18 protein-coding genes are annotated in these 18,053 nt (G+C 55.2%); 12 read left to right on the top strand and 6 right to left on the bottom strand.

What is annotated here, in order from left to right; translation table 11 throughout:
• Positions 1–187 precede the first annotated feature (187 nt).
• From lolB to dauA, 4 genes are all read left to right on the top strand, one after another.
• Positions 188–799 carry a lipoprotein insertase outer membrane protein LolB gene (gene lolB, locus ACKI5T_RS20390; RefSeq protein WP_059179778.1) on the top strand — a complete coding sequence of 204 codons (612 nt, stop codon included), beginning with the start codon at positions 188–190 and terminating at the stop codon, positions 797–799.
• Positions 796–1,665 carry a 4-(cytidine 5'-diphospho)-2-C-methyl-D-erythritol kinase gene (ispE, locus tag ACKI5T_RS20395; protein ID WP_407439796.1) on the top strand — a complete coding sequence of 290 codons (870 nt, stop codon included), beginning with the start codon at positions 796–798 and terminating at the stop codon, positions 1,663–1,665. The genes lolB and ispE overlap by 4 nt, the downstream gene beginning before the upstream one ends.
• 124 nt (positions 1,666–1,789) lie before the next feature.
• Positions 1,790–2,737, top strand: coding sequence for a ribose-phosphate diphosphokinase (prs, locus tag ACKI5T_RS20400; protein WP_012017724.1), 948 nt, complete (start codon positions 1,790–1,792; stop codon positions 2,735–2,737).
• Positions 2,738–2,861: 124 nt separating this feature from the next.
• On the top strand, positions 2,862–4,544 hold the full coding sequence (gene dauA / locus ACKI5T_RS20405) for a C4-dicarboxylic acid transporter DauA (RefSeq protein ID WP_407439799.1): 1,683 nt from the start codon (positions 2,862–2,864) through the stop codon (positions 4,542–4,544).
• An 82-nt stretch (positions 4,545–4,626) separates the two neighbouring features.
• Here dauA and ychH read toward each other — a convergent pair whose 3' ends face one another.
• On the bottom strand, positions 4,627–4,902 hold the full coding sequence (gene ychH, locus ACKI5T_RS20410; protein ID WP_407439801.1) for a stress-induced protein YchH: 276 nt from the start codon (positions 4,900–4,902) through the stop codon (positions 4,627–4,629).
• Between the two features lie 271 nt (positions 4,903–5,173).
• Between ychH and pth the strand changes: the two genes are divergently transcribed.
• Positions 5,174–5,758, top strand: coding sequence for an aminoacyl-tRNA hydrolase (gene pth, locus ACKI5T_RS20415; protein ID WP_186752941.1), 585 nt, complete (start codon positions 5,174–5,176; stop codon positions 5,756–5,758).
• 126 nt (positions 5,759–5,884) lie between these two features.
• On the top strand, positions 5,885–6,976 hold the full coding sequence (gene ychF, locus ACKI5T_RS20420; RefSeq protein WP_059179774.1) for a redox-regulated ATPase YchF: 1,092 nt from the start codon (positions 5,885–5,887) through the stop codon (positions 6,974–6,976).
• 114 nt (positions 6,977–7,090) lie between these two features.
• Here ychF and ACKI5T_RS20425 read toward each other — a convergent pair whose 3' ends face one another.
• Positions 7,091–7,393, bottom strand: coding sequence for a cupin domain-containing protein (locus ACKI5T_RS20425; RefSeq protein WP_407439804.1), 303 nt, complete (start codon positions 7,391–7,393; stop codon positions 7,091–7,093).
• A gap of 172 nt (positions 7,394–7,565) precedes the next feature.
• Here ACKI5T_RS20425 and ACKI5T_RS20430 point away from each other — a divergent pair, with 172 nt between their 5' ends.
• On the top strand, positions 7,566–9,854 hold the full coding sequence (locus ACKI5T_RS20430; RefSeq protein WP_407439805.1) for an FdhF/YdeP family oxidoreductase: 2,289 nt from the start codon (positions 7,566–7,568) through the stop codon (positions 9,852–9,854).
• 3 nt (positions 9,855–9,857) lie between these two features.
• Here ACKI5T_RS20430 and ACKI5T_RS20435 read toward each other — a convergent pair whose 3' ends face one another.
• Positions 9,858–10,691, bottom strand: a complete 834-nt coding sequence (locus ACKI5T_RS20435; protein WP_407439807.1) for an AraC family transcriptional regulator — start codon at positions 10,689–10,691, stop codon at positions 9,858–9,860.
• A 119-nt stretch (positions 10,692–10,810) separates the two neighbouring features.
• On the opposite strand from ACKI5T_RS20435, the gene ACKI5T_RS20440 reads away from it, so the two are divergent.
• Together ACKI5T_RS20440 and ACKI5T_RS20445 are read left to right on the top strand one after the other, a co-directional pair.
• Entirely contained in the window at positions 10,811–11,551 is a 741-nt protein-coding gene (locus ACKI5T_RS20440; RefSeq protein WP_407439809.1) for an AzlC family ABC transporter permease, read from the top strand.
• 1 nt (position 11,552) lies between these two features.
• On the top strand, positions 11,553–11,876 hold the full coding sequence (locus ACKI5T_RS20445; RefSeq protein WP_133630075.1) for an AzlD domain-containing protein: 324 nt from the start codon (positions 11,553–11,555) through the stop codon (positions 11,874–11,876).
• Between the two features lies 1 nt (position 11,877).
• On the opposite strand, the gene ACKI5T_RS20450 is transcribed toward ACKI5T_RS20445, so the two are convergent.
• Both ACKI5T_RS20450 and ACKI5T_RS20455 read right to left on the bottom strand, forming a co-directional pair.
• Positions 11,878–12,678: a phosphate/phosphite/phosphonate ABC transporter substrate-binding protein gene (locus ACKI5T_RS20450; protein WP_407439810.1), complete on the bottom strand. Its 801-nt coding sequence runs from the start codon at positions 12,676–12,678 to the stop codon at positions 11,878–11,880.
• Positions 12,671–13,642 carry a fatty acid desaturase gene (locus ACKI5T_RS20455; protein ID WP_407440105.1) on the bottom strand — a complete coding sequence of 324 codons (972 nt, stop codon included), beginning with the start codon at positions 13,640–13,642 and terminating at the stop codon, positions 12,671–12,673. Before ACKI5T_RS20455 ends, ACKI5T_RS20450 begins: the two co-directional genes overlap by 8 nt.
• Positions 13,643–13,719: 77 nt before the next feature.
• Here ACKI5T_RS20455 and ACKI5T_RS20460 point away from each other — a divergent pair, with 77 nt between their 5' ends.
• On the top strand, positions 13,720–13,881 hold the full coding sequence (locus ACKI5T_RS20460) for a hypothetical protein (protein WP_407439812.1): 162 nt from the start codon (positions 13,720–13,722) through the stop codon (positions 13,879–13,881).
• Between the two features lie 28 nt (positions 13,882–13,909).
• On the opposite strand, the gene ACKI5T_RS20465 is transcribed toward ACKI5T_RS20460, so the two are convergent.
• Positions 13,910–15,106 carry an MFS transporter gene (locus tag ACKI5T_RS20465; RefSeq protein ID WP_407439814.1) on the bottom strand — a complete coding sequence of 399 codons (1,197 nt, stop codon included), beginning with the start codon at positions 15,104–15,106 and terminating at the stop codon, positions 13,910–13,912.
• A 115-nt stretch (positions 15,107–15,221) separates the two neighbouring features.
• Here ACKI5T_RS20465 and ACKI5T_RS20470 point away from each other — a divergent pair, with 115 nt between their 5' ends.
• Positions 15,222–16,178 (top strand): cupin domain-containing protein, encoded by a 957-nt coding sequence (locus ACKI5T_RS20470; RefSeq protein WP_407439816.1) that lies wholly within the window; start codon positions 15,222–15,224, stop codon positions 16,176–16,178.
• Between the two features lie 126 nt (positions 16,179–16,304).
• Positions 16,305–18,011 (top strand): alpha,alpha-trehalase, encoded by a 1,707-nt coding sequence (locus ACKI5T_RS20475; protein WP_407439818.1) that lies wholly within the window; start codon positions 16,305–16,307, stop codon positions 18,009–18,011.
• Positions 18,012–18,053: the final 42 nt, after the last annotated feature.

An 18,053-nucleotide genomic window follows, 5' to 3' on the forward strand; every position in this document is an offset into this window, starting at 1 on the left:
TAATAAGGTTAGCAGGACGCATCATACCTGATGCGCGAGATCAATAAAAGAGACTGCCCCCTTTCGGAGTAATAGGCCTCACCCGCTAATTTCATGATTTAAGACAATATGAACGTAGACGCTGCCACCGCCGGACGCTAGCATTAAGGGTTATAACTGCAACGCATCTCAAGGATTTGTCACTACTATGGCCCGATTGACTCGTTTGTTACCGCTGGCGGCACTGGTACTCTCTGCTTGCTCGATTACTCCGCCCAAGGGCCCCGGCAAAAGTCCTGACGCACCGCAGTGGCGTCAGCACCAGCAGGAAGTGCGCAATCTGAGCCAGTACCAGACCCGCGGCGCTTTCGCTTATCTGTCCGATCAGCAAAAGGTGTACGCACGCTTTTTCTGGCAGCAAACCGGGCAGGATCGTTATCGTCTGCTCCTGCTGAACCCGTTGGGTAGCACCGAGTTAGAACTCAAAGCGCAGCCGGGTGAAGCACAAATTACCGATAATAAAGGCCAGCAGTACACCGGAACCGATGCCGAAGAGATGATTGGCAAGCTGACGGGAATGCCGATTCCTATCAACAGCCTGCGTCAGTGGATCCTGGGCCTCCCGGGCGATGCGACGGATTACAAACTTGACGACCAGTATCGTCTTAGCCAAATCAACTACAGTCAGAACGGTAAAACCTGGAAAGTGGTTTACGGCGGTTACGACAGTGCCAGTAAGCCCGCGCTGCCATCCAGTATGGAACTGACCGAAGGCGGCCAGCGCATCAAGCTGAAAATGGACAACTGGATCGTTAAATGATGACCCAATGGCCCTCCCCGGCAAAACTGAACCTGTTTTTGTACATTACCGGCCAGCGTGCTGACGGGTATCACACGCTGCAGACGCTGTTTCAGTTTGTTGATTATGGCGACACGATCTCCATCGAACCGCGTCAGGACGGAGAAATCCATTTACTGACCCCGGTTGACGGCGTCGCCAGTGAAGACAACCTGATCGTGCGCGCTGCGCGTCTCCTGGTACAAGCGGCGGCAAGCTCAGGCCGCTTGCCTGAGCATTACGGGGCTGATATCGGCGTCGAGAAACGCCTGCCGATGGGCGGCGGGCTGGGTGGCGGGTCGTCAAATGCGGCAACGGTGCTGGTCACGCTGAATCATCTGTGGGGCTGTGGGTTTTCTCAGGACGAGCTAGCCACGCTGGGGCTGACGCTGGGAGCCGATGTTCCGGTATTTGTTCGCGGTCATGCCGCCTTTGCCGAAGGGGTCGGCGAGATTCTTACTCCCGTCGAACCGCCAGAAAAATGGTATCTTATCGCGCACCCGGGTGTGAGCATTCCCACTCCGGTTATTTTTAACGATCCGGATTTGCCGAGAAACACGCCTGTACGGTCAATAGAGACGTTACTAAAATGTGAATTCGGCAACGATTGCGAGGTTATCGCAAGAAAACGTTTTCGTAAGGTTGATGCGGCGCTTTCCTGGCTGTTAGAATATGCGCCGTCGCGCCTGACTGGCACAGGTTCGTGTGTTTTTGCTGAATTTGACACCGAATCCGCCGCTCGTCAGGTGCTAGAGCAAGCTCCGGAATGGCTGCACGGTTTTGTAGCACGTGGGATGAACACGTCCCCTCTACAGCAGCTCATTCTGGCGCAGACTGAGTTTCGGTGACAACGTCACCCTGTTCCAGACGTTGCATCGCGCTCTTTAATACACCGCCTGGATAGCGTTCGCCTGGCCCGCACAGTTTGTGGCGAAAGTTATCCCCATTGGACGCATGCCTGAGGTTCTTCTCGTGCCTGATATGAAGCTTTTTGCTGGTAACGCCACCCCGGAACTAGCACAACGTATTGCCAACCGCCTGTACACTTCCCTCGGCGACGCCGCTGTAGGTCGCTTTAGCGACGGCGAAGTCAGCGTACAAATTAACGAAAATGTACGCGGTGGTGATATTTTCATCATCCAGTCCACCTGTGCTCCAACTAACGACAACCTGATGGAATTGGTTGTTATGGTCGATGCCCTGCGCCGTGCTTCTGCAGGCCGTATCACGGCTGTTATTCCTTACTTTGGTTATGCTCGCCAGGACCGTCGCGTCCGTTCAGCGCGTGTTCCCATTACCGCTAAAGTTGTTGCTGACTTCCTGTCGAGCGTTGGTGTAGACCGCGTTCTGACCGTTGACCTGCACGCAGAGCAGATCCAGGGCTTCTTCGACGTTCCTGTTGATAACGTATTCGGTAGCCCAATCCTGCTGGAGGATATGCTGCAGCTGAATCTGGACAACCCAATTGTGGTTTCCCCGGATATCGGTGGCGTGGTTCGTGCGCGTGCGATTGCAAAACTGCTCAACGATACCGACATGGCTATCATTGATAAACGCCGTCCGCGTGCTAACGTTTCTCAGGTGATGCACATCATCGGTGATGTTGCTGGCCGTGACTGCGTTCTGGTTGATGACATGATCGATACCGGCGGCACGCTGTGCAAAGCCGCCGAAGCGCTGAAAGAACGTGGTGCTAAACGCGTATTTGCGTACGCAACTCACCCGATTTTCTCGGGTAATGCGGTCAATAACCTGCGCAACTCCGTGATCGACGAAGTTGTGGTTTGCGATACCATTCCACTCAGTGAAGAGATCAAGGCGCTGCCAAACGTGCGCACTCTGACCCTGTCCGGAATGTTGGCCGAAGCGATTCGTCGTATCAGCAACGAAGAATCCATCTCTGCTATGTTCGAGCATTAATCGAACCCGGCGCAAAAACCCGCTGCGGCGGGTTTTTTTGTCTGTAACATTCATTTGTATGATCAATGCCAACTTCACCTGCCATTCACATGACAGATGATGCGCTCACGGATGAAAGATAATTGTGAAAAATATCGCCCCCTCACATGTTCTGCCCTTTCGCGCCCTCATCGACGCCTGCTGGAAAGAGAAATACACCTCATCGCGATTCGTCCGCGATCTGATTGCCGGTATCACGGTTGGGATCATCGCCATTCCGCTGGCGATGGCACTGGCTATTGCGAGCGGTGTTGCCCCGCAGTACGGGCTTTATACTTCAGCAGTTGCCGGTATTGTCATTGCCCTGAGCGGCGGGTCGCGCTTTAGCGTATCTGGCCCGACCGCCGCCTTCGTGGTGATCCTCTATCCCGTCTCACAGCAGTTTGGGCTGGGGGGGTTACTGGTTGCAACGCTAATGTCCGGCGTGTTTTTGATCCTGTTTGGGCTGGCACGTTTTGGCAGACTGATTGAGTATATTCCGCTTTCGGTGACGCTGGGGTTTACCTCCGGGATCGGCATTACCATCGGGACCATGCAGATTAAGGATTTCCTGGGTTTGCAGCTCGCGCATGTGCCTGAACACTATCTGCAAAAAGTCGGGGCATTGTTTATGGCGCTGCCCACGGCAAATCTGGGTGATGCGGCGATTGGCATTGTCACGCTGGGTACGTTAATTCTTTGGCCGCGCCTGGGCATTCGTTTGCCGGGTCATTTGCCCGCGCTGTTATTGGGTTGTGCAGTCATGGGGGCGGTCAATGTGTTGGGTGGACAAGTTGCCACCATAGGCTCGCAGTTCCACTATATTCTGGCGGATGGTTCTCAGGGTAGCGGTATCCCTCAGCTTCTGCCGCAGCTGGTGCTGCCCTGGGATCTGCCGGGCTCCAGCTTCACGTTGAGCTGGGACTCGCTAGGCGCACTGCTTCCCGCCGCATTCTCCATGGCGATGTTGGGTGCGATAGAATCGCTCCTCTGCGCCGTTGTCCTCGATGGCATGACCGGAACCAAGCACAATGCCAATGGCGAACTGGTTGGACAGGGATTAGGCAACATTATCGCCCCGTTCTTTGGCGGTATTACCGCGACGGCCGCGATTGCGCGCTCAGCCGCTAACGTGCGCGCAGGGGCAACCTCACCGGTTTCCGCCATTATTCACGCGCTTTTGGTGATCCTCGCACTGCTGGCCCTGGCCCCTTTATTGTCCTGGCTGCCGCTGTCTGCGATGGCTGCCCTGCTGTTGATGGTCGCGTGGAACATGAGCGAAGCGCATAAAGTGGTTCATCTCCTGCGGCGTGCGCCAAAAGACGACATCATTGTGATGCTCATCTGTATGTCGCTGACGGTGCTGTTTGACATGGTGATCGCCATTAGCGTGGGGATCGTGCTGGCGTCGCTGCTGTTTATGCGACGCATTGCGCAGATGACGCGTCTGGCCCCAGTGAATGTTCAAGTCCCTGAGGATGTACTGGTTTTGCGCGTCATTGGCCCACTGTTTTTTGCCGCGGCAGAAGGTCTGTTTAGCGATCTGGAATCCCGGATTCAGGGTAAACGCATTGTGGTGTTGAAGTGGGATGCGGTTCCGGTACTCGATGCGGGTGGTCTGGATGCCTTCCAGCGCTTTGTCGAACGTCTACCGGAAGGCTGCGAGCTGCGCGTCAGTAATCTTGAATTCCAGCCGCTGCGCACGATGGCGCGCGCTGCTGTGCAACCGATTCCTGGGCGACTGGCATTTTATCCCAACCGCGAGGCGGCATTAGCAGATCTGTCCTGATACCGTTGACGGGCGTTGATGTCATTCTTTAGGCATAAAAAAACGGCTCTCTTGGGAGCCGTTTTTACATTCACATAGCGCGTTAGCCGTGCTTGTGCTGGTCGCGGCGGCAGCGTTTATCATAATGACGCACCCACCAGTATCTGTCGCTGACCTGTTCATGACCGCTCACACGTGCGCCCGCAAGCCACAGAACCGCCCCAACGAAGATGCTAAGAATCGCACCATGGGCGAAATACTGCGGCAGGTCAATCTGAGGCAACTGGTTTAAAATTGAATAACCCACACCGGCTACCATCACGAACAGGCCCAATCCCATCAGCACATTACCGAGTCGTGAAGCGTTTTTGCGTTTCATATATCACCTCCGCAGCCTGGGTTGCAGGGAAAATGTCCCTAATCCTTGTGTGTAAAGTATAGACAACACCCCTTTTATGAGTTGCGTGAATGATCACATTAATGACTCTCGTCACAACAAAAGTTTACAAATAAGCACCTGAACAACATGAAATTCTAATGATTCAACTGCGTCATTATTCGCAAATCCCCCTTCCTTTCGCAGAATTTTGTCAATCGGCGCGGCAAACAGTAAACTACGCGCCAAATCTGGAACCTTTAGGAATTGAAACGTGACGATTAAATTGATTGTCGGCCTTGCCAACCCCGGTGCGGAATACGCGGCAACCCGCCATAACGCCGGCGCCTGGTATGTTGATTTACTGGCTGAGCGGTTGCGTGCCCCCCTGCGTGAGGAGCCGAAATTCTTTGGCTATACCTCGCGCATCAACCTTGCGGGTGCTGATGTGCGTTTGCTGGTTCCAACCACGTTCATGAATTTAAGTGGCAAAGCGGTGGCCGCGATGGCGACATTTTATCGCATTAATCCGGATGAAATTCTGGTCGCTCACGATGAACTCGACTTACCGCCAGGCGTGGCGAAATTCAAACTGGGCGGCGGTCACGGCGGGCATAATGGCCTGAAGGACATCATCAGCAAGCTCGGCAATAACCCGAACTTTCATCGCTTACGCGTGGGAATTGGTCATCCAGGCGATAAAAATAAAGTTGTGGGTTTTGTGCTAGGCAAACCGCCGAGCTCAGAACAGAAGCTCATCGACGAAGCCGTAGACGAAGCGGTACGCTGTACGGAAATCTGGTTGCAGGATGGCTTAACCAAAGCGACCAATCGCCTGCACGCTTTCAAAGCGCAATAATCCCGTCGTACAGGCTTTTTTACCGCGCGTGACGCAGGTTACGTGTATAATAGGCAAAGTTATTTACTTTTCTTCGATCTGTTAACGCTAACGGGTTGAATATCAAGACATTAAGGTGATTTAAAGATGGGATTTAAATGCGGTATCGTTGGCCTGCCAAACGTTGGCAAATCCACCCTGTTTAACGCGCTCACCAAAGCGGGCATCGAAGCAGCAAACTTCCCGTTCTGTACCATTGAGCCAAACACCGGTGTCGTGCCGATGCCCGATCCACGTCTGGACCAGCTCGCGGAAATCGTAAAACCACAGCGCATTCTACCGACAACCATGGAATTCGTGGATATCGCCGGTCTGGTTAAAGGGGCTTCCAAAGGAGAAGGTCTTGGCAACCAGTTCCTGACCAACATCCGTGAAACCGAAGCGATCGGTCACGTGGTTCGTTGCTTCGAAAACGACAACATCATCCACGTGAATAATAAAGTGGACCCGGCTGACGATATCGACGTCATTAATACCGAGCTAGCACTGTCTGACCTGGACACCTGCGAGCGCGCGATTCACCGCGTGCAGAAACGTGCCAAAGGCGGCGATAAAGACGCGAAAGCAGAACTGGCTGCGCTGGAAAAATGTCTGCCTCAGCTCGAAAACGCGGGCATGCTGCGTTCACTGGCACTGACCGAAGAAGACAAAGCGGCGATCAAATACCTGAGCTTCCTGACGCTCAAGCCAACCATGTACATCGCGAACGTTAACGAAGACGGTTTTGAAAACAACCCGTACCTCGACAAAGTGCGCGAAATCGCAGCTGGCGAGGGTTCCGTCGTCGTGGCGGTGTGTGCTGCCGTTGAGTCTGACATTGCTGAACTGGACGACGCCGATCGCGAAGAGTTCATGGCCGAACTGGGTATTGAAGAGCCAGGTCTGAACCGCGTGATTCGCGCGGGCTACGAGTTGCTGAATCTGCAAACCTACTTCACCGCTGGCGTGAAAGAAGTTCGCGCATGGACGATTCCTGTTGGCGCTACCGCTCCGCAGGCCGCAGGTAAGATCCATACCGATTTCGAAAAAGGTTTTATCCGCGCTCAAACCATCGCGTTTGAAGACTTCATCGCCTACAAAGGTGAGCAAGGCGCGAAAGAAGCCGGCAAAATGCGTGCTGAAGGTAAAGACTACATCGTGAAAGATGGCGATGTGATGAACTTCCTGTTCAACGTCTAATTCTTTCTGCTTTCTCGTGGGGTTTCACAAAAACTCATGAAGAGTGCCTGAAACATTAAAATCCACGCATTGGCGTGGATTTTTTTATCAAAAAATTGATACCCCAGTCGCAAGTCATTCGCCCAAATCCACCAGCAGCAACGTGCCAAAACTCCCCGGCGGCACATGGTGATTCGCCCCCTTCGGCACAAAGCAAAACTCCCCCGCAGCCAGCGTAAAATGCTGTTCCTCAATAACCAGCGGCAGTTCACCATCAAGCACCAGAAGCATCTCCTCAAAATCATTGTGCGCTTCCGGAGGAATGCCCTCTCCGCCCATTTTAATGATTTTGATTCTGGCGTCTCCCACCGCACCCAGGATTTGCGACTGCCAGATTTGCGGTATTTTTGCCACGATGCTCGCAATTGACGTTTTCATCCCTTTCCCTCTCTGTATTTTTGTTGTGCGAGACGAAAGGTTTAACATGATAAAGATAAAATACTGTTACTAATTCGTTGAATTATCATTAACAAAAATCTTCTAAGATTAGCTAATAATCGGCTTAAAACGAAAATGAAGCCGTTTTCTATCCGCATAGTCAGGAGTTCCCATGAATAACAAACGCCGCTCAGTACCCGGAATCCGACACTATGACGGTCCAGCCGGCGGATGGGGGGCCTTAAAAGCCACCGCCATTGCCGTGCGCACGCAAATGGATACCTTCGAAGCACCCGCCACGTTGCTTAATACCAATCAGCCTGATGGATTTGACTGCCCAGGCTGTGCGTGGCCGGATAAAGAACACAAATCAACGTTCCAGTTCTGCGAAAATGGGGCCAAAGCCGTTACGTGGGAAGCCACCAACAAGCGCGTCACGCCCGCTTTTTTTGCCGAAAATACCGTTACGTCACTGCTGGCAAAAAGCGACTTTGAACTGGAAGGCTACGGCCGACTTACGCACCCGCTTGAGTATCATCATGCGAGCGACACATTTCGCCCGGTGGAATGGGAACGCGCCTTCGCCCGGATCGGCGAAGTGCTGCGTGACCTTCCTGCCGACGCCGTCGAGTTTTACACCTCTGGCCGCGCATCCAATGAAGCTGCGTATCTGTTTCAGCTTTTTGCGCGCGAACTGGGTACCAATAATTTTCCTGATTGTTCCAATATGTGCCATGAAGCCACCAGCGTGGGTTTGCCTCGATCAATCGGTATTGGTAAAGGCACGGTTTCACTGGATGATTTTGACAGCACCGAGCTTGTCATTTCGATAGGTCATAATCCTGGAACCAACCATCCGCGCATGATGGGCACACTGCATGAGTTGGCCCGGCGCGGAGTGCCTATTATCGTCCTCAACCCGATGCGTGAAAGAGCGCTGGAACGGTTTGCCGATCCGCAAAGTGTTATCGAGATGGCGACCTACGGCTCAACGGATATCGCGTCGACCTATTTTCAGGTTAAAGCCGGAGGCGACGCCGCCGCACTGAAAGGTATCGCGAAACATCTGCTGGCCCTTGAGTCCCAGCAGGGCAAAGTGCTGGACAGCGACTTTATTGCCCAACACACGCAAGGTTTTGACGCATTTTCCGCTGACATTACCGCGACCCCGTGGGAAGCCATTGAACGCGAATCGGGTCTTACCCGCGCCGATCTGGAAACCGTGGCAGTCGCTTATGCTAAATCGAATGCCACCATCATTACCTATGGTATGGGGATCACCCAGCACAACAAAGGTACCGCTAACGTGCGTCTGATTGCCGACCTGCTGCTGATGCGCGGCAATATCGGCAAGCCAGGCGCCGGGATTTGCCCCTTGCGCGGGCATTCAAACGTGCAAGGAAACCGGACGGTAGGCATCACCGAAAAACCCTCTGCCACCTTTTTGTCGCGCATTGAAGAGGTGTTTGGTTTCACTCCGCCGTCAAAACACGGCCATGATGCGGTGCAAACCACGCAGGCCATGATCGCCGGGCAATCTAAAGCCTTGATCTGCCTGGGCGGCAATTTTGCCGTGGCGATGCCTGAGCACGAGCGCGTTTTCCCGGCGATGCGCAAACTGGATTTGAGCGTCCACGTCGGCACCAAGCTGAATCGCACGCATCTGCTCACCGCCAAAGAGACGTTTATTTTCCCCTGTCTGGGGCGTACAGAGCTGGATATGCAGCTGACCGGCAAGCAGTCGATCACCGTTGAAGACTCCATGTCGATGGTCCACGCCTCGTCCGGAAAACTCAAACCCGCGTCACCTCACCTGCTCTCTGAACCGGCGATTGTGGCGGGAATGGCCAAAGCAACGCTGCCTGACAGCAATGTCGCCTGGCAGGAACTGGTGACGAATTACGATTTGATCCGTGATTTGATTGAAAAAACGTTGCCGGGCTTCGACCACTACAACGATCGCATCAGAACGCCGGGTGGTTTTCGCATGCCGTTACCGCCAACCGAGCGCGTCTGGCCCACCCCAACAGGCAAAGCGATGTTTTCTGTGTTTGACGGTGTCGATGAGAACATCAATGGCATCGGGGAGAACGTCCTGCGGCAGGTCACGCTACGCAGTCACGATCAGTACAACACCACGATTTATGCCCTCAATGACCGCTATCGTGGGGTGTTTGGCCGCCGAGATGTGCTGTTTATGAACGAAGGGGATATGGCGCAGCTGGGGCTGGAGCACGGCGACCGCGTGGACATTACCACTGCGCTGCCGGACAGCGAACTGCGTTTGAACGATATCACCGTGGTGGCGTATCACATTGCCAGCGGTACGGTCGGAGCGTATTACCCTGAGGCGAACGTGTTGGTCCCGCTGGATTACCTGGATAAAGAGAGCGGAACGCCGTCCTATAAATCCGTGCCCGTCACCGTCACTCTGCGTTCAAAAGAGATCCGCCCGCTCTAATCGCTACGCCGACGCCGCGGCAAACACGCCCGGCGTCGTGCCAAAATGTGCGCGAAAGTGTTTAATCAAATGGCTTTGATCGAAAAAGCCCACGTCGCTGGCAACCTGCGCGGCACTCACGCCTTTGGCGAGCAACGCTTTGGCGCGCACCAACCGAAGCTGCGTCAGGTATTGATGGACAGAAAGCCCAGTCATATTCTGAAACGTGCGCATAAAGTAGAACTCGCTTAACCGCGCCACCTCAGCAATCTCTTTCACCGAAACGGGATGCATGTACGCGCATTGCAGAAAATCGACCGCACGACGGATATCCGCGCGTACAACGTCCTGCCGTCCACTGCGCGCAGATCGTTCCCCGTAGCGCCCCACCAGCAGGTTCAACACCTGATACATCACGCACTCTTTTTCCAACGGATCGCGACTTTCGCTCAGCACGGCCGAGGCCTGCAGCATACTGCGCGCCATTTTGGGATCGTGACGCATGCCTTCGGAACCAAAATTCACCTCGCCCTTGCCGCGAAGCACCGTTTCAGCCACATCGTTCAGCAGAGCTTGCGAGGGATAAAAGGCGCAATAGTCCCAGCCTTCGTCGCGCTGCACCGCTTCGCCGGTATGCACTTCGCCCGGGGCGATAATCATCACCGTGCCCGGCGCGGCAATTCCACGCTCACGGCAGATGCGCGTGCGTTGTGCCCCGCGCGCAAAGGCAGCGATAACAAATTCATCATGGAAATGGGCCGGATAACTGTGCTCGTAGCAGGACGCGCGCAGGATCTCCATCCCGCCGTGCAGCCCTTTATCACGCCAGAGCTTGATTTCATCCCGCGATTCTCTCATTCCGGTTATGCCTTTCATCCCTAAAGCGGATTATTTCTGCCATTGAGCAGGATTTTACTATAGCGATTTTTGCCAATTATTAAGATTATCATTCCGTGACATATAAACGAGATAAATAGATGTTAATGAATACAACGACTTCTCAGCGGAACCACGCCCGAGCGGAATTTCGCGCAGGCGTCACAGCCTGCTTGCCCACCATCCCTGGTTACTGGAGCATCGGTTTTGCCGCCGGTGCAATTGGAACCCTGTCGGGGTTTACGACCATCCAGACAGCCCTGCTGGCAAGTGCTCTGTACGCCGGTTCGGCGCAGTTTCTGTTTTACTCCCTGTGGGCGACGGGCGCAGAAATCGCGTCAGTCGTCTTAAGCGTATTCCTGGTGAATCTTCGGTATCTGCTGATGAGTTCCGCAATGAGCTTGTTCTTTCGTGAGTACACCACAACGCAAAAAATCATCAGCGGACTGCTGCTCACCGACGAAACCTTTGGCGTCGCCGTGCAGCAAGGTAGTCAGCAGAATAAGGTCCCGTTCGCGTGGATGCTGGGGCTTAATCTGGCCGCCTGGATAAACTGGATCCTCGCCTGCGTCGTCGGCGCAGGGCTGGCATCGGCCCTGCCACCGTCGTTAATGGAAGGGTTGAGCTTCAGCCTGGTGTCGATGTTTATCGGCCTGGTCTTGATGATCTGGTTTGCCAGCCGCCGAAAAACGCTCGAATCCTTCAGCATTGCCGCCGCGGTCATGATCACGTTGCTGACGGCAAGCCATACCGATATGAGCGTGGTGGTGATTGTGGCCGCGTCCGTTTCCGCCACGCTGGCGACGCTTGGATTGCGCCTCTTCAGTAAGGGTGAGAAATAAGATGGAACGGAATATTTTACTGGCGATTATGGCCTGCGCGGTCGTCACGGCGTTGATGCGCACGGTGCCGATTCTACTGCTGTCCCGATTCCGTCTGGCCCCCATTTTACAGCAGTGGCTGAGTTTCATTCCCTCAGCGATTATGGCCGCGATTGTCACCGCCGAACTGATGGGGAAACCCGCGCTGACGCCTTCGGGGATCAGCCTGTCGCTGCTCGCTGCGCTGGCCGCCACTCTGGCAGGCATTGTGACGCGCAGCCTGTTCGCGACCGTCATTGCCGGAATGGTGGCGTTTTCAGGATTAAGCTATTTTCTGATGGGCTAGTTTACAGCTGAGTCACGCCTTTTCGCGCCGCCGCATCGCGCCAGTCCAGCAGCAATGAATAGGGCTGGCGCGTCACCTCGCTAAATCCTCCGATAAACATGTCATCGCAAATCTGCCGGTATTTTGCCTCGCTCACCAGATTAGTCAGCGCGGCACGGATGCGTGAAAGCGTCTCGTGCGAGGTGTTCTTCGCAGCGATCAGCGGCAATCCCGGCGCTAACGGGCTTTCGCCAATCACCGTCAATTCGTCAATCAAGTCGGGTTCGTGGCGCAGCAAAAGCGCCCAGGTGATGCAGTCGATAGCCGCGATATCCGCCGCACCGCGCTTAATTTCTATCAATGATTGTCGATGGCTGCCGCTGATGACGACACATTTGAAAAACGGCGCAGGGTGGTCAAGCGACGCGACCATTTTTAGCAGCACGTTGTAGCCAGATTGCGAATCTCTCGCGTTGCACGCCACGCGTTTCCCCTGAAAATCTGCCAGCTTCTGGTGTTTATCCGTCGCGCGCGCCACTAAAAAACTGCGGTAATGAATCCCGTCACAGCCGGGTGCGGTGTAATGAAAGCACCCTACCGTTTGCACGTCCGGTAGCTGCGTCATCAGCGGGAAACCGCAGGTCTGGCTGAGCAGCAGATCCGGGTGACGCCAGTGCGACAGCAAGTCGTCCCCCGGCCCGCTGGTATTGAGTTGACTTACGGGCACACCGCGTTCAGCGAGCAACGTCCGCACGGTAAACGTTAGCGCCTCGTTATCGGCGCGGTTTACGGCATACATCGGGAACGCGAGGAGATTAATCATGGGTATCGCTTGTCTTCACCCCTGGATGGACCGTCACATCCACTGTTTTTGCCCAAAACTGACGTAACCATTCGCCATAGCCGCCTACCACGAATGTGTGGTTACGCCGCTGATAGTCCGCTTTATCACGCAAATAAATGTCTCGCAGGCCGTACCAGGGCACGCCCGGGAGATCGTGATGCACAGAATGATAGTTGAGATTCAGAAATAACACGCGCCACGGCAGCGACGCCTCGTTGATCACCGACCGCGCCAGCGGATCGTCTGCGGCACGATGCTCGTAAAAAGAGCGAATTTTAGTCAGCGCCAGCGCGGGAAAACTCACCGCCAGCACAAAGTACAGCGCAGAAAACCCGCGCCCTTCCATCCAGACAAACAGCCCCGCCAGCAGCGCGACGTGCACCAGCCACATCACCATGGCTTTGTAGTGTAAATCCCGAAACGCCCGCCCTGCACTCGCCAGTGTTTGGCCAATATCCAGCAGAGGCGCTAACAGCAATCGTCCCGGGAAGGTATTACGCAGATGAATGATTTTGCGCTGCCAGGGTGAAAATTGCGCCCAGGTTGCGTCGGTGAAATAGTATGATTCGGGATCGTCCGTCGGCACCGTCAGACGATCGTGGCGATGATGTGCCAGATGCGAATCACGATACAGTCCGTACGGATACCAGACCGCCAGCGGCAGCATGCCCAGTAGCTGATTAAACCACGCCACGCGAGTGGGATGGCCGTGGATCAGTTCATGCTGCAGCGACAGATACCAGGCGGTGAACCCGATAAGCAACAGCGTGGAGGGAATGAGGCCGAGGGATTGCCAAAAAATTAGCGTCGTAAACCAACCGCCGTAGATTCCCGCAATCAGCATCCACGTCGGGAATTCGCTGCGCCACAGCCAGCCTTGCGAAAGACGTCGTATGGCCTCCCGCTGCTCTTCATGTAAATAGTAAGACGACCTTTTACCCATCTGTTCCAGCGCCATTTCCGCAGTCTGTGTTTATCTACGACGATCTGAGAAAAGGCCGGAAATCACAAAGAATTTAAATGGCTAACCTTTGCCAAAATATGGCGAGAAAAGCGGTGAGAGGGAGTGTTAACGCCGGGATTGCCCTGGTCGCCGTATTCCTGGAATTGGGCATACTGCGTATCGCCGTCATTCCGAGTCAGAAACGGGCTCATGCCCGAAAAGTGCCGCCCGCCGTGTGAAATAAACGCCCCTTTTCGGGGCGTTTTCTTATTCCGCCATCACCGGTTTGACCCGCACGCCCGCTAGCACAATCACCATGGCGGAGACCAGCAGCAGACCGCTGCCAGCAAATACGCCGCTGGCACCGTTAAGATCAAATATCGCCCCGCCACCTGCCGCGCCAGCACCAATCGCGAACTGAATGGAGGCGACCAACAAACCGCCCGCGCTTTCGGCCTCGTCAGGAACAGTCGTGGCAAGCCAGGTTGACCAGCCTACCGGCACCAGCCCAAACGCAAATCCCCACAGCGCCACCAGCAGACCGTCCAGCATCGCCAGATGACCAAACGCCACCATCATCAACGCCAGGATGCCCATCACGAAAGGAACCAGCGCCAGCGTCAGGCGCAAATTACGCGCCAGCAACATCCCGGCAATCGACGTGCCGACAAAATTCGCCAGCCCGAAGCCAAGCAGGATCAGGGAAATAGTCTCTACGCTGGCCTGTCCAACGGTTTCGAGGAACGGACGCAAATAAGTGAAGAAAGCAAAATGTCCGCTGAAAATGAGTACCGTCGCCAGTAAACCGCCAATCATCCCCGGACGGCGCAGCACGCGCATGAGCGTCGCCAGGCTGCCGCTGCTCTCCGGCTTCATCGACGGCAGTACCCAGAGCTGCCACAGCAGCGCAACAATGCTCGGCACAATGCAGAGGATAAAGACGTTGCGCCAGCCAATCAGGCTGCCGAGATAGCTGCCGAGCGGCGCGGCAACCACGGTGGCGACCGACACGCTGGAGAAGATCACCGCCAGTGCTTTTGGCACTTTATCCGCGGGCACCAGCCGCATCGCCGTGGCCGTCGACATCGCCCAGAAGCCGCCAATGGCAATCCCCAGCAGTAAACGGCCAAACAGCAACACGTTCAGCGTGGGCGCAAATGCCACCAGCAAACTGGAGATAATTTGCAGCACCGAGAAAAACATCAGCACCCAGCGGCGGTCGATATTTTTCGTCGCGGGCGTGATCAGCAACCCGGTGACCAGCGCAACCAACGCCGTTGCGGTGACCGCCTGCCCGGCCATGCCTTCCGTCACCCCCAGACTTGCCGCCATCGGTGTCAATAAACTGGCGGGTAAAAACTCGGCCGTAATCAGGCCAAATACTCCCAGTCCCAGTGAATAGACGGCTCGCCAGGCGGGTTTTGCGGGCACGATTGCCTCACTCGCCGCGATACATGAACTCATCTGTTGCTCTCCCGTTAGAATAATGTGACAACTGTCACGAATCATAGGGCGTTCCCCACGGACGATCTATGACATATAATCTCCACTTATTGATTATTCGTCCGGAGTTATCTCCATGACCGTTCAGCCACCCGATATGATCAGCGAGCTTTTGCGCGGAATGCGGCTTTCTGGTGTGAAATACCGTCGAATTGAAACCACCGCGCCCTTTGGTGTGTCATTTGCCTATGTCGCTGGCAAAGCGCAGTTTCATTTCGTGAGTCAGGGGACTGCCCTGCTGCGCATGGAGAGCGGCGCGCGCTTTACCCTCAACAGCGGCGACGCGCTGTTTATCCCCAATGGCAATGCGCACGCCCTGCTTTCTGAAGAAAACGCCACCGTCATCCCGGTTTCCGCCTATCCCAGCGAATCGATTTGCAACTCAGTCTGCGCCATTACCTGCGAGCCGTGCCCTCAGAGCGACAAGACGGTGATATTCAGCGGATGTATGGACTTTGAGCTGGGCGGGATGCAGCCGCTGATCAAAGCGATGCCCGAAGTGATGATGGTGAGTCGCCTGATGTCGACGTGGCCCGAGATCCATCCGCTGCTGGCGGCAATGGAGCGCGAGTCCATGACGCGCCAGGTGGGGTTTGCCGGAATTCTGGCGCGCCTCGCGGATGTAGTCGCCGCCCTCATCGTGCGTGGCTGGGTGGAAGCGGGTTGCGGCAAGGCCACCGGCTGGGTACAGGTTTTGCGCGATCCGCGCCTCAGCCGTGCGATTTATGCCATGCACCAGCAGCCAGGCCTCAACTGGAGCGTGGCAGAGCTGGCAAAAGAGGCCGGGACATCGCGATCCGTTTTTGCCGAGCGCTTTTTATCGGCCACCGGTACGACACCGGCAAAATACCTAAGCGAGCTGCGGATGCGGCTGGCGATTCAGTACATTCGTCATGAAAATCAGCCGATTGAAACGGTCGCGCTGCGCCTGGGTTATGGCTCACTCGCGGCGTTTAGTCGCGCTTTTAAGCGCATTGTGGGCCAGGCGCCGGGTGCCTTACGCGAAACCACCCCGATTGCAGAGGAGATCTAAACAGTAAATCGTCTGGTTCTGCCTAAAGTGGGATGTTCAACACGCGAAACCCGCGATATTCGTCTAAGGTTTTCAGGTGATTGACGACAGCGTTCACGCTGCTCGCAAATAAAAGGAGAAGAATCGATGACGATAATTGATCTGCGCCGTCCTGCGGCTTTACCGCTGGCGCTGCGCGTCGCATTGGGAGGCGCACTGCTGGGTGTGGCTGCGTTCAGCCATGCGGAAGAGGCACAATCGACGCAAAAGCAGTCGCCGGATATTCTGCTCGGTCCCCTGTTCGTCGACGTGCAGAGCGCAAAATTATTCCCTGATCAAAAAACCTTTGCCGACGCGGTACCAAAAAGCGATCCCTTAATGATCCTGGCGGATTACCGGATGCAGCATAAACAGTCCGGCTTTGACCTGCGCCACTTTGTCGAGATGAACTTCAGCCTGCCGGGCGAAGGGGAAAAATATGTTCCCCCCGCCGGACAGAACTTACGCGAACATATTGACGGTTTATGGCCGGTGCTGACGCGCACCACCGACAAGGCCAGCAAATGGGATTCACTGCTTCCGTTGCCAAAACCCTATGTCGTGCCCGGCGGGCGTTTCCGTGAGGTCTATTACTGGGACAGCTACTTCACCATGCTGGGCCTGGCCGAGAGCGGCCATTGGGACAAGATCAGCGATATGGTGGCGAACTTTGGCTACGAACTCGACTCGTGGGGCCACATTCCTAATGGGAACCGCAGCTATTATCAGAGCCGCTCCCAGCCGCCTTTCTTCTCGCTGATGGTTGAGTTGCTGGCGACGCATGATAAAGAGGCGCTGAAAACCTATCGTCCGCAGATGGAAAAAGAGTACGCCTACTGGATGGAGGGCGTGGAGACATTGCAGCCGGGACAGGCCAACAAACGCGTGGTGAAACTGGATGATGGCTCGATTCTGAATCGCTACTGGGATGACCGCGATACGCCCCGCCCTGAATCCTGGCTGGATGACGTGACCACCGCAAAAAATAACCCGGACCGTCCGGCGACGGAGATCTACCGCGATCTGCGATCTGCGGCGGCGTCTGGCTGGGACTTTAGCTCCCGCTGGATGGACGATCCGCAAAAGCTGGGGACGATACGCACCACCAGCATCGTGCCTGTCGATCTTAACGCCCTGATGTTCAAGATGGAAAAACTGCTGGCAATAGCCAGCCAGGAATCGGGTGATGCTGCTGCGGCCAGCAAGTATGAAACCCTGGCGACGTCTCGTCAAAAAGCCATGGAAAGCCATCTGTGGAATGAAAAAGAGGGCTGGTACGCCGATTACGATCTGAAAAGCAAAAAGGTGCGTAATCAGCTGACTGCCGCCGCGCTGTTCCCGCTGTATGTGAACGCGGCGTCAAAAGACCGCGCAGCGAAAGTCGCCAGCGCGACGTCCTCGCGTTTGCTAAAACCAGGTGGGATCTCAACGACCACCATCAATAGCGGCCAGCAGTGGGATGCGCCAAACGGCTGGGCACCTTTACAATGGGTTGCCGCTGAAGGGCTGCAAAACTACGGACATGAAAAAGTGGCAATGGATGTCACCTGGCGCTTCCTCACCAACGTTCAGCACACCTACGATCGCGAGCAAAAACTGGTCGAGAAATATGATGTTTCAACCACCGGGACGGGCGGTGGTGGAGGCGAGTATCCGTTGCAGGACGGATTCGGCTGGACCAATGGCGTGACCTTAAAAATGCTGGATCTTGTGTGCCCGAAAGAGAAACCGTGCGACAGCGTACCGGCCTCGCAACCGGCGGCGAATGATGATGTTGCTCCTCAATCATCAGCGCAGAAGAGTGCGGCGCAGTAGCCAGAACGTTATCTTATTGCTCACATCCCAAAAGGGAATAGC

The organism is Lelliottia sp., from assembly GCF_045627565.1.
Taxonomy (GTDB): Bacteria; Pseudomonadota; Gammaproteobacteria; order Enterobacterales; family Enterobacteriaceae; genus Enterobacter.

Coding starts and splice junctions, on each gene's coding strand:
- lolB (WP_059179778.1), top strand. CDS start 188: ATGGCCCGATTGACTCGTTTGTTACCGCTGGCGGCACTGGTACTCTCT.
- ispE (WP_407439796.1), top strand. CDS start 796: ATGATGACCCAATGGCCCTCCCCGGCAAAACTGAACCTGTTTTTGTAC.
- ychH (WP_407439801.1), bottom strand. CDS start 4,902: ATGAAACGCAAAAACGCTTCACGACTCGGTAATGTGCTGATGGGATTG.
- ychF (WP_059179774.1), top strand. CDS start 5,885: ATGGGATTTAAATGCGGTATCGTTGGCCTGCCAAACGTTGGCAAATCC.
- ACKI5T_RS20425 (WP_407439804.1), bottom strand. CDS start 7,393: ATGAAAACGTCAATTGCGAGCATCGTGGCAAAAATACCGCAAATCTGG.
- ACKI5T_RS20430 (WP_407439805.1), top strand. CDS start 7,566: ATGAATAACAAACGCCGCTCAGTACCCGGAATCCGACACTATGACGGT.
- ACKI5T_RS20435 (WP_407439807.1), bottom strand. CDS start 10,691: ATGAGAGAATCGCGGGATGAAATCAAGCTCTGGCGTGATAAAGGGCTG.
- ACKI5T_RS20440 (WP_407439809.1), top strand. CDS start 10,811: ATGTTAATGAATACAACGACTTCTCAGCGGAACCACGCCCGAGCGGAA.
- ACKI5T_RS20445 (WP_133630075.1), top strand. CDS start 11,553: ATGGAACGGAATATTTTACTGGCGATTATGGCCTGCGCGGTCGTCACG.
- ACKI5T_RS20450 (WP_407439810.1), bottom strand. CDS start 12,678: ATGATTAATCTCCTCGCGTTCCCGATGTATGCCGTAAACCGCGCCGAT.
- ACKI5T_RS20455 (WP_407440105.1), bottom strand. CDS start 13,642: ATGGGTAAAAGGTCGTCTTACTATTTACATGAAGAGCAGCGGGAGGCC.
- ACKI5T_RS20460 (WP_407439812.1), top strand. CDS start 13,720: ATGGCTAACCTTTGCCAAAATATGGCGAGAAAAGCGGTGAGAGGGAGT.
- ACKI5T_RS20465 (WP_407439814.1), bottom strand. CDS start 15,106: ATGAGTTCATGTATCGCGGCGAGTGAGGCAATCGTGCCCGCAAAACCC.
- ACKI5T_RS20470 (WP_407439816.1), top strand. CDS start 15,222: ATGACCGTTCAGCCACCCGATATGATCAGCGAGCTTTTGCGCGGAATG.
- ACKI5T_RS20475 (WP_407439818.1), top strand. CDS start 16,305: ATGACGATAATTGATCTGCGCCGTCCTGCGGCTTTACCGCTGGCGCTG.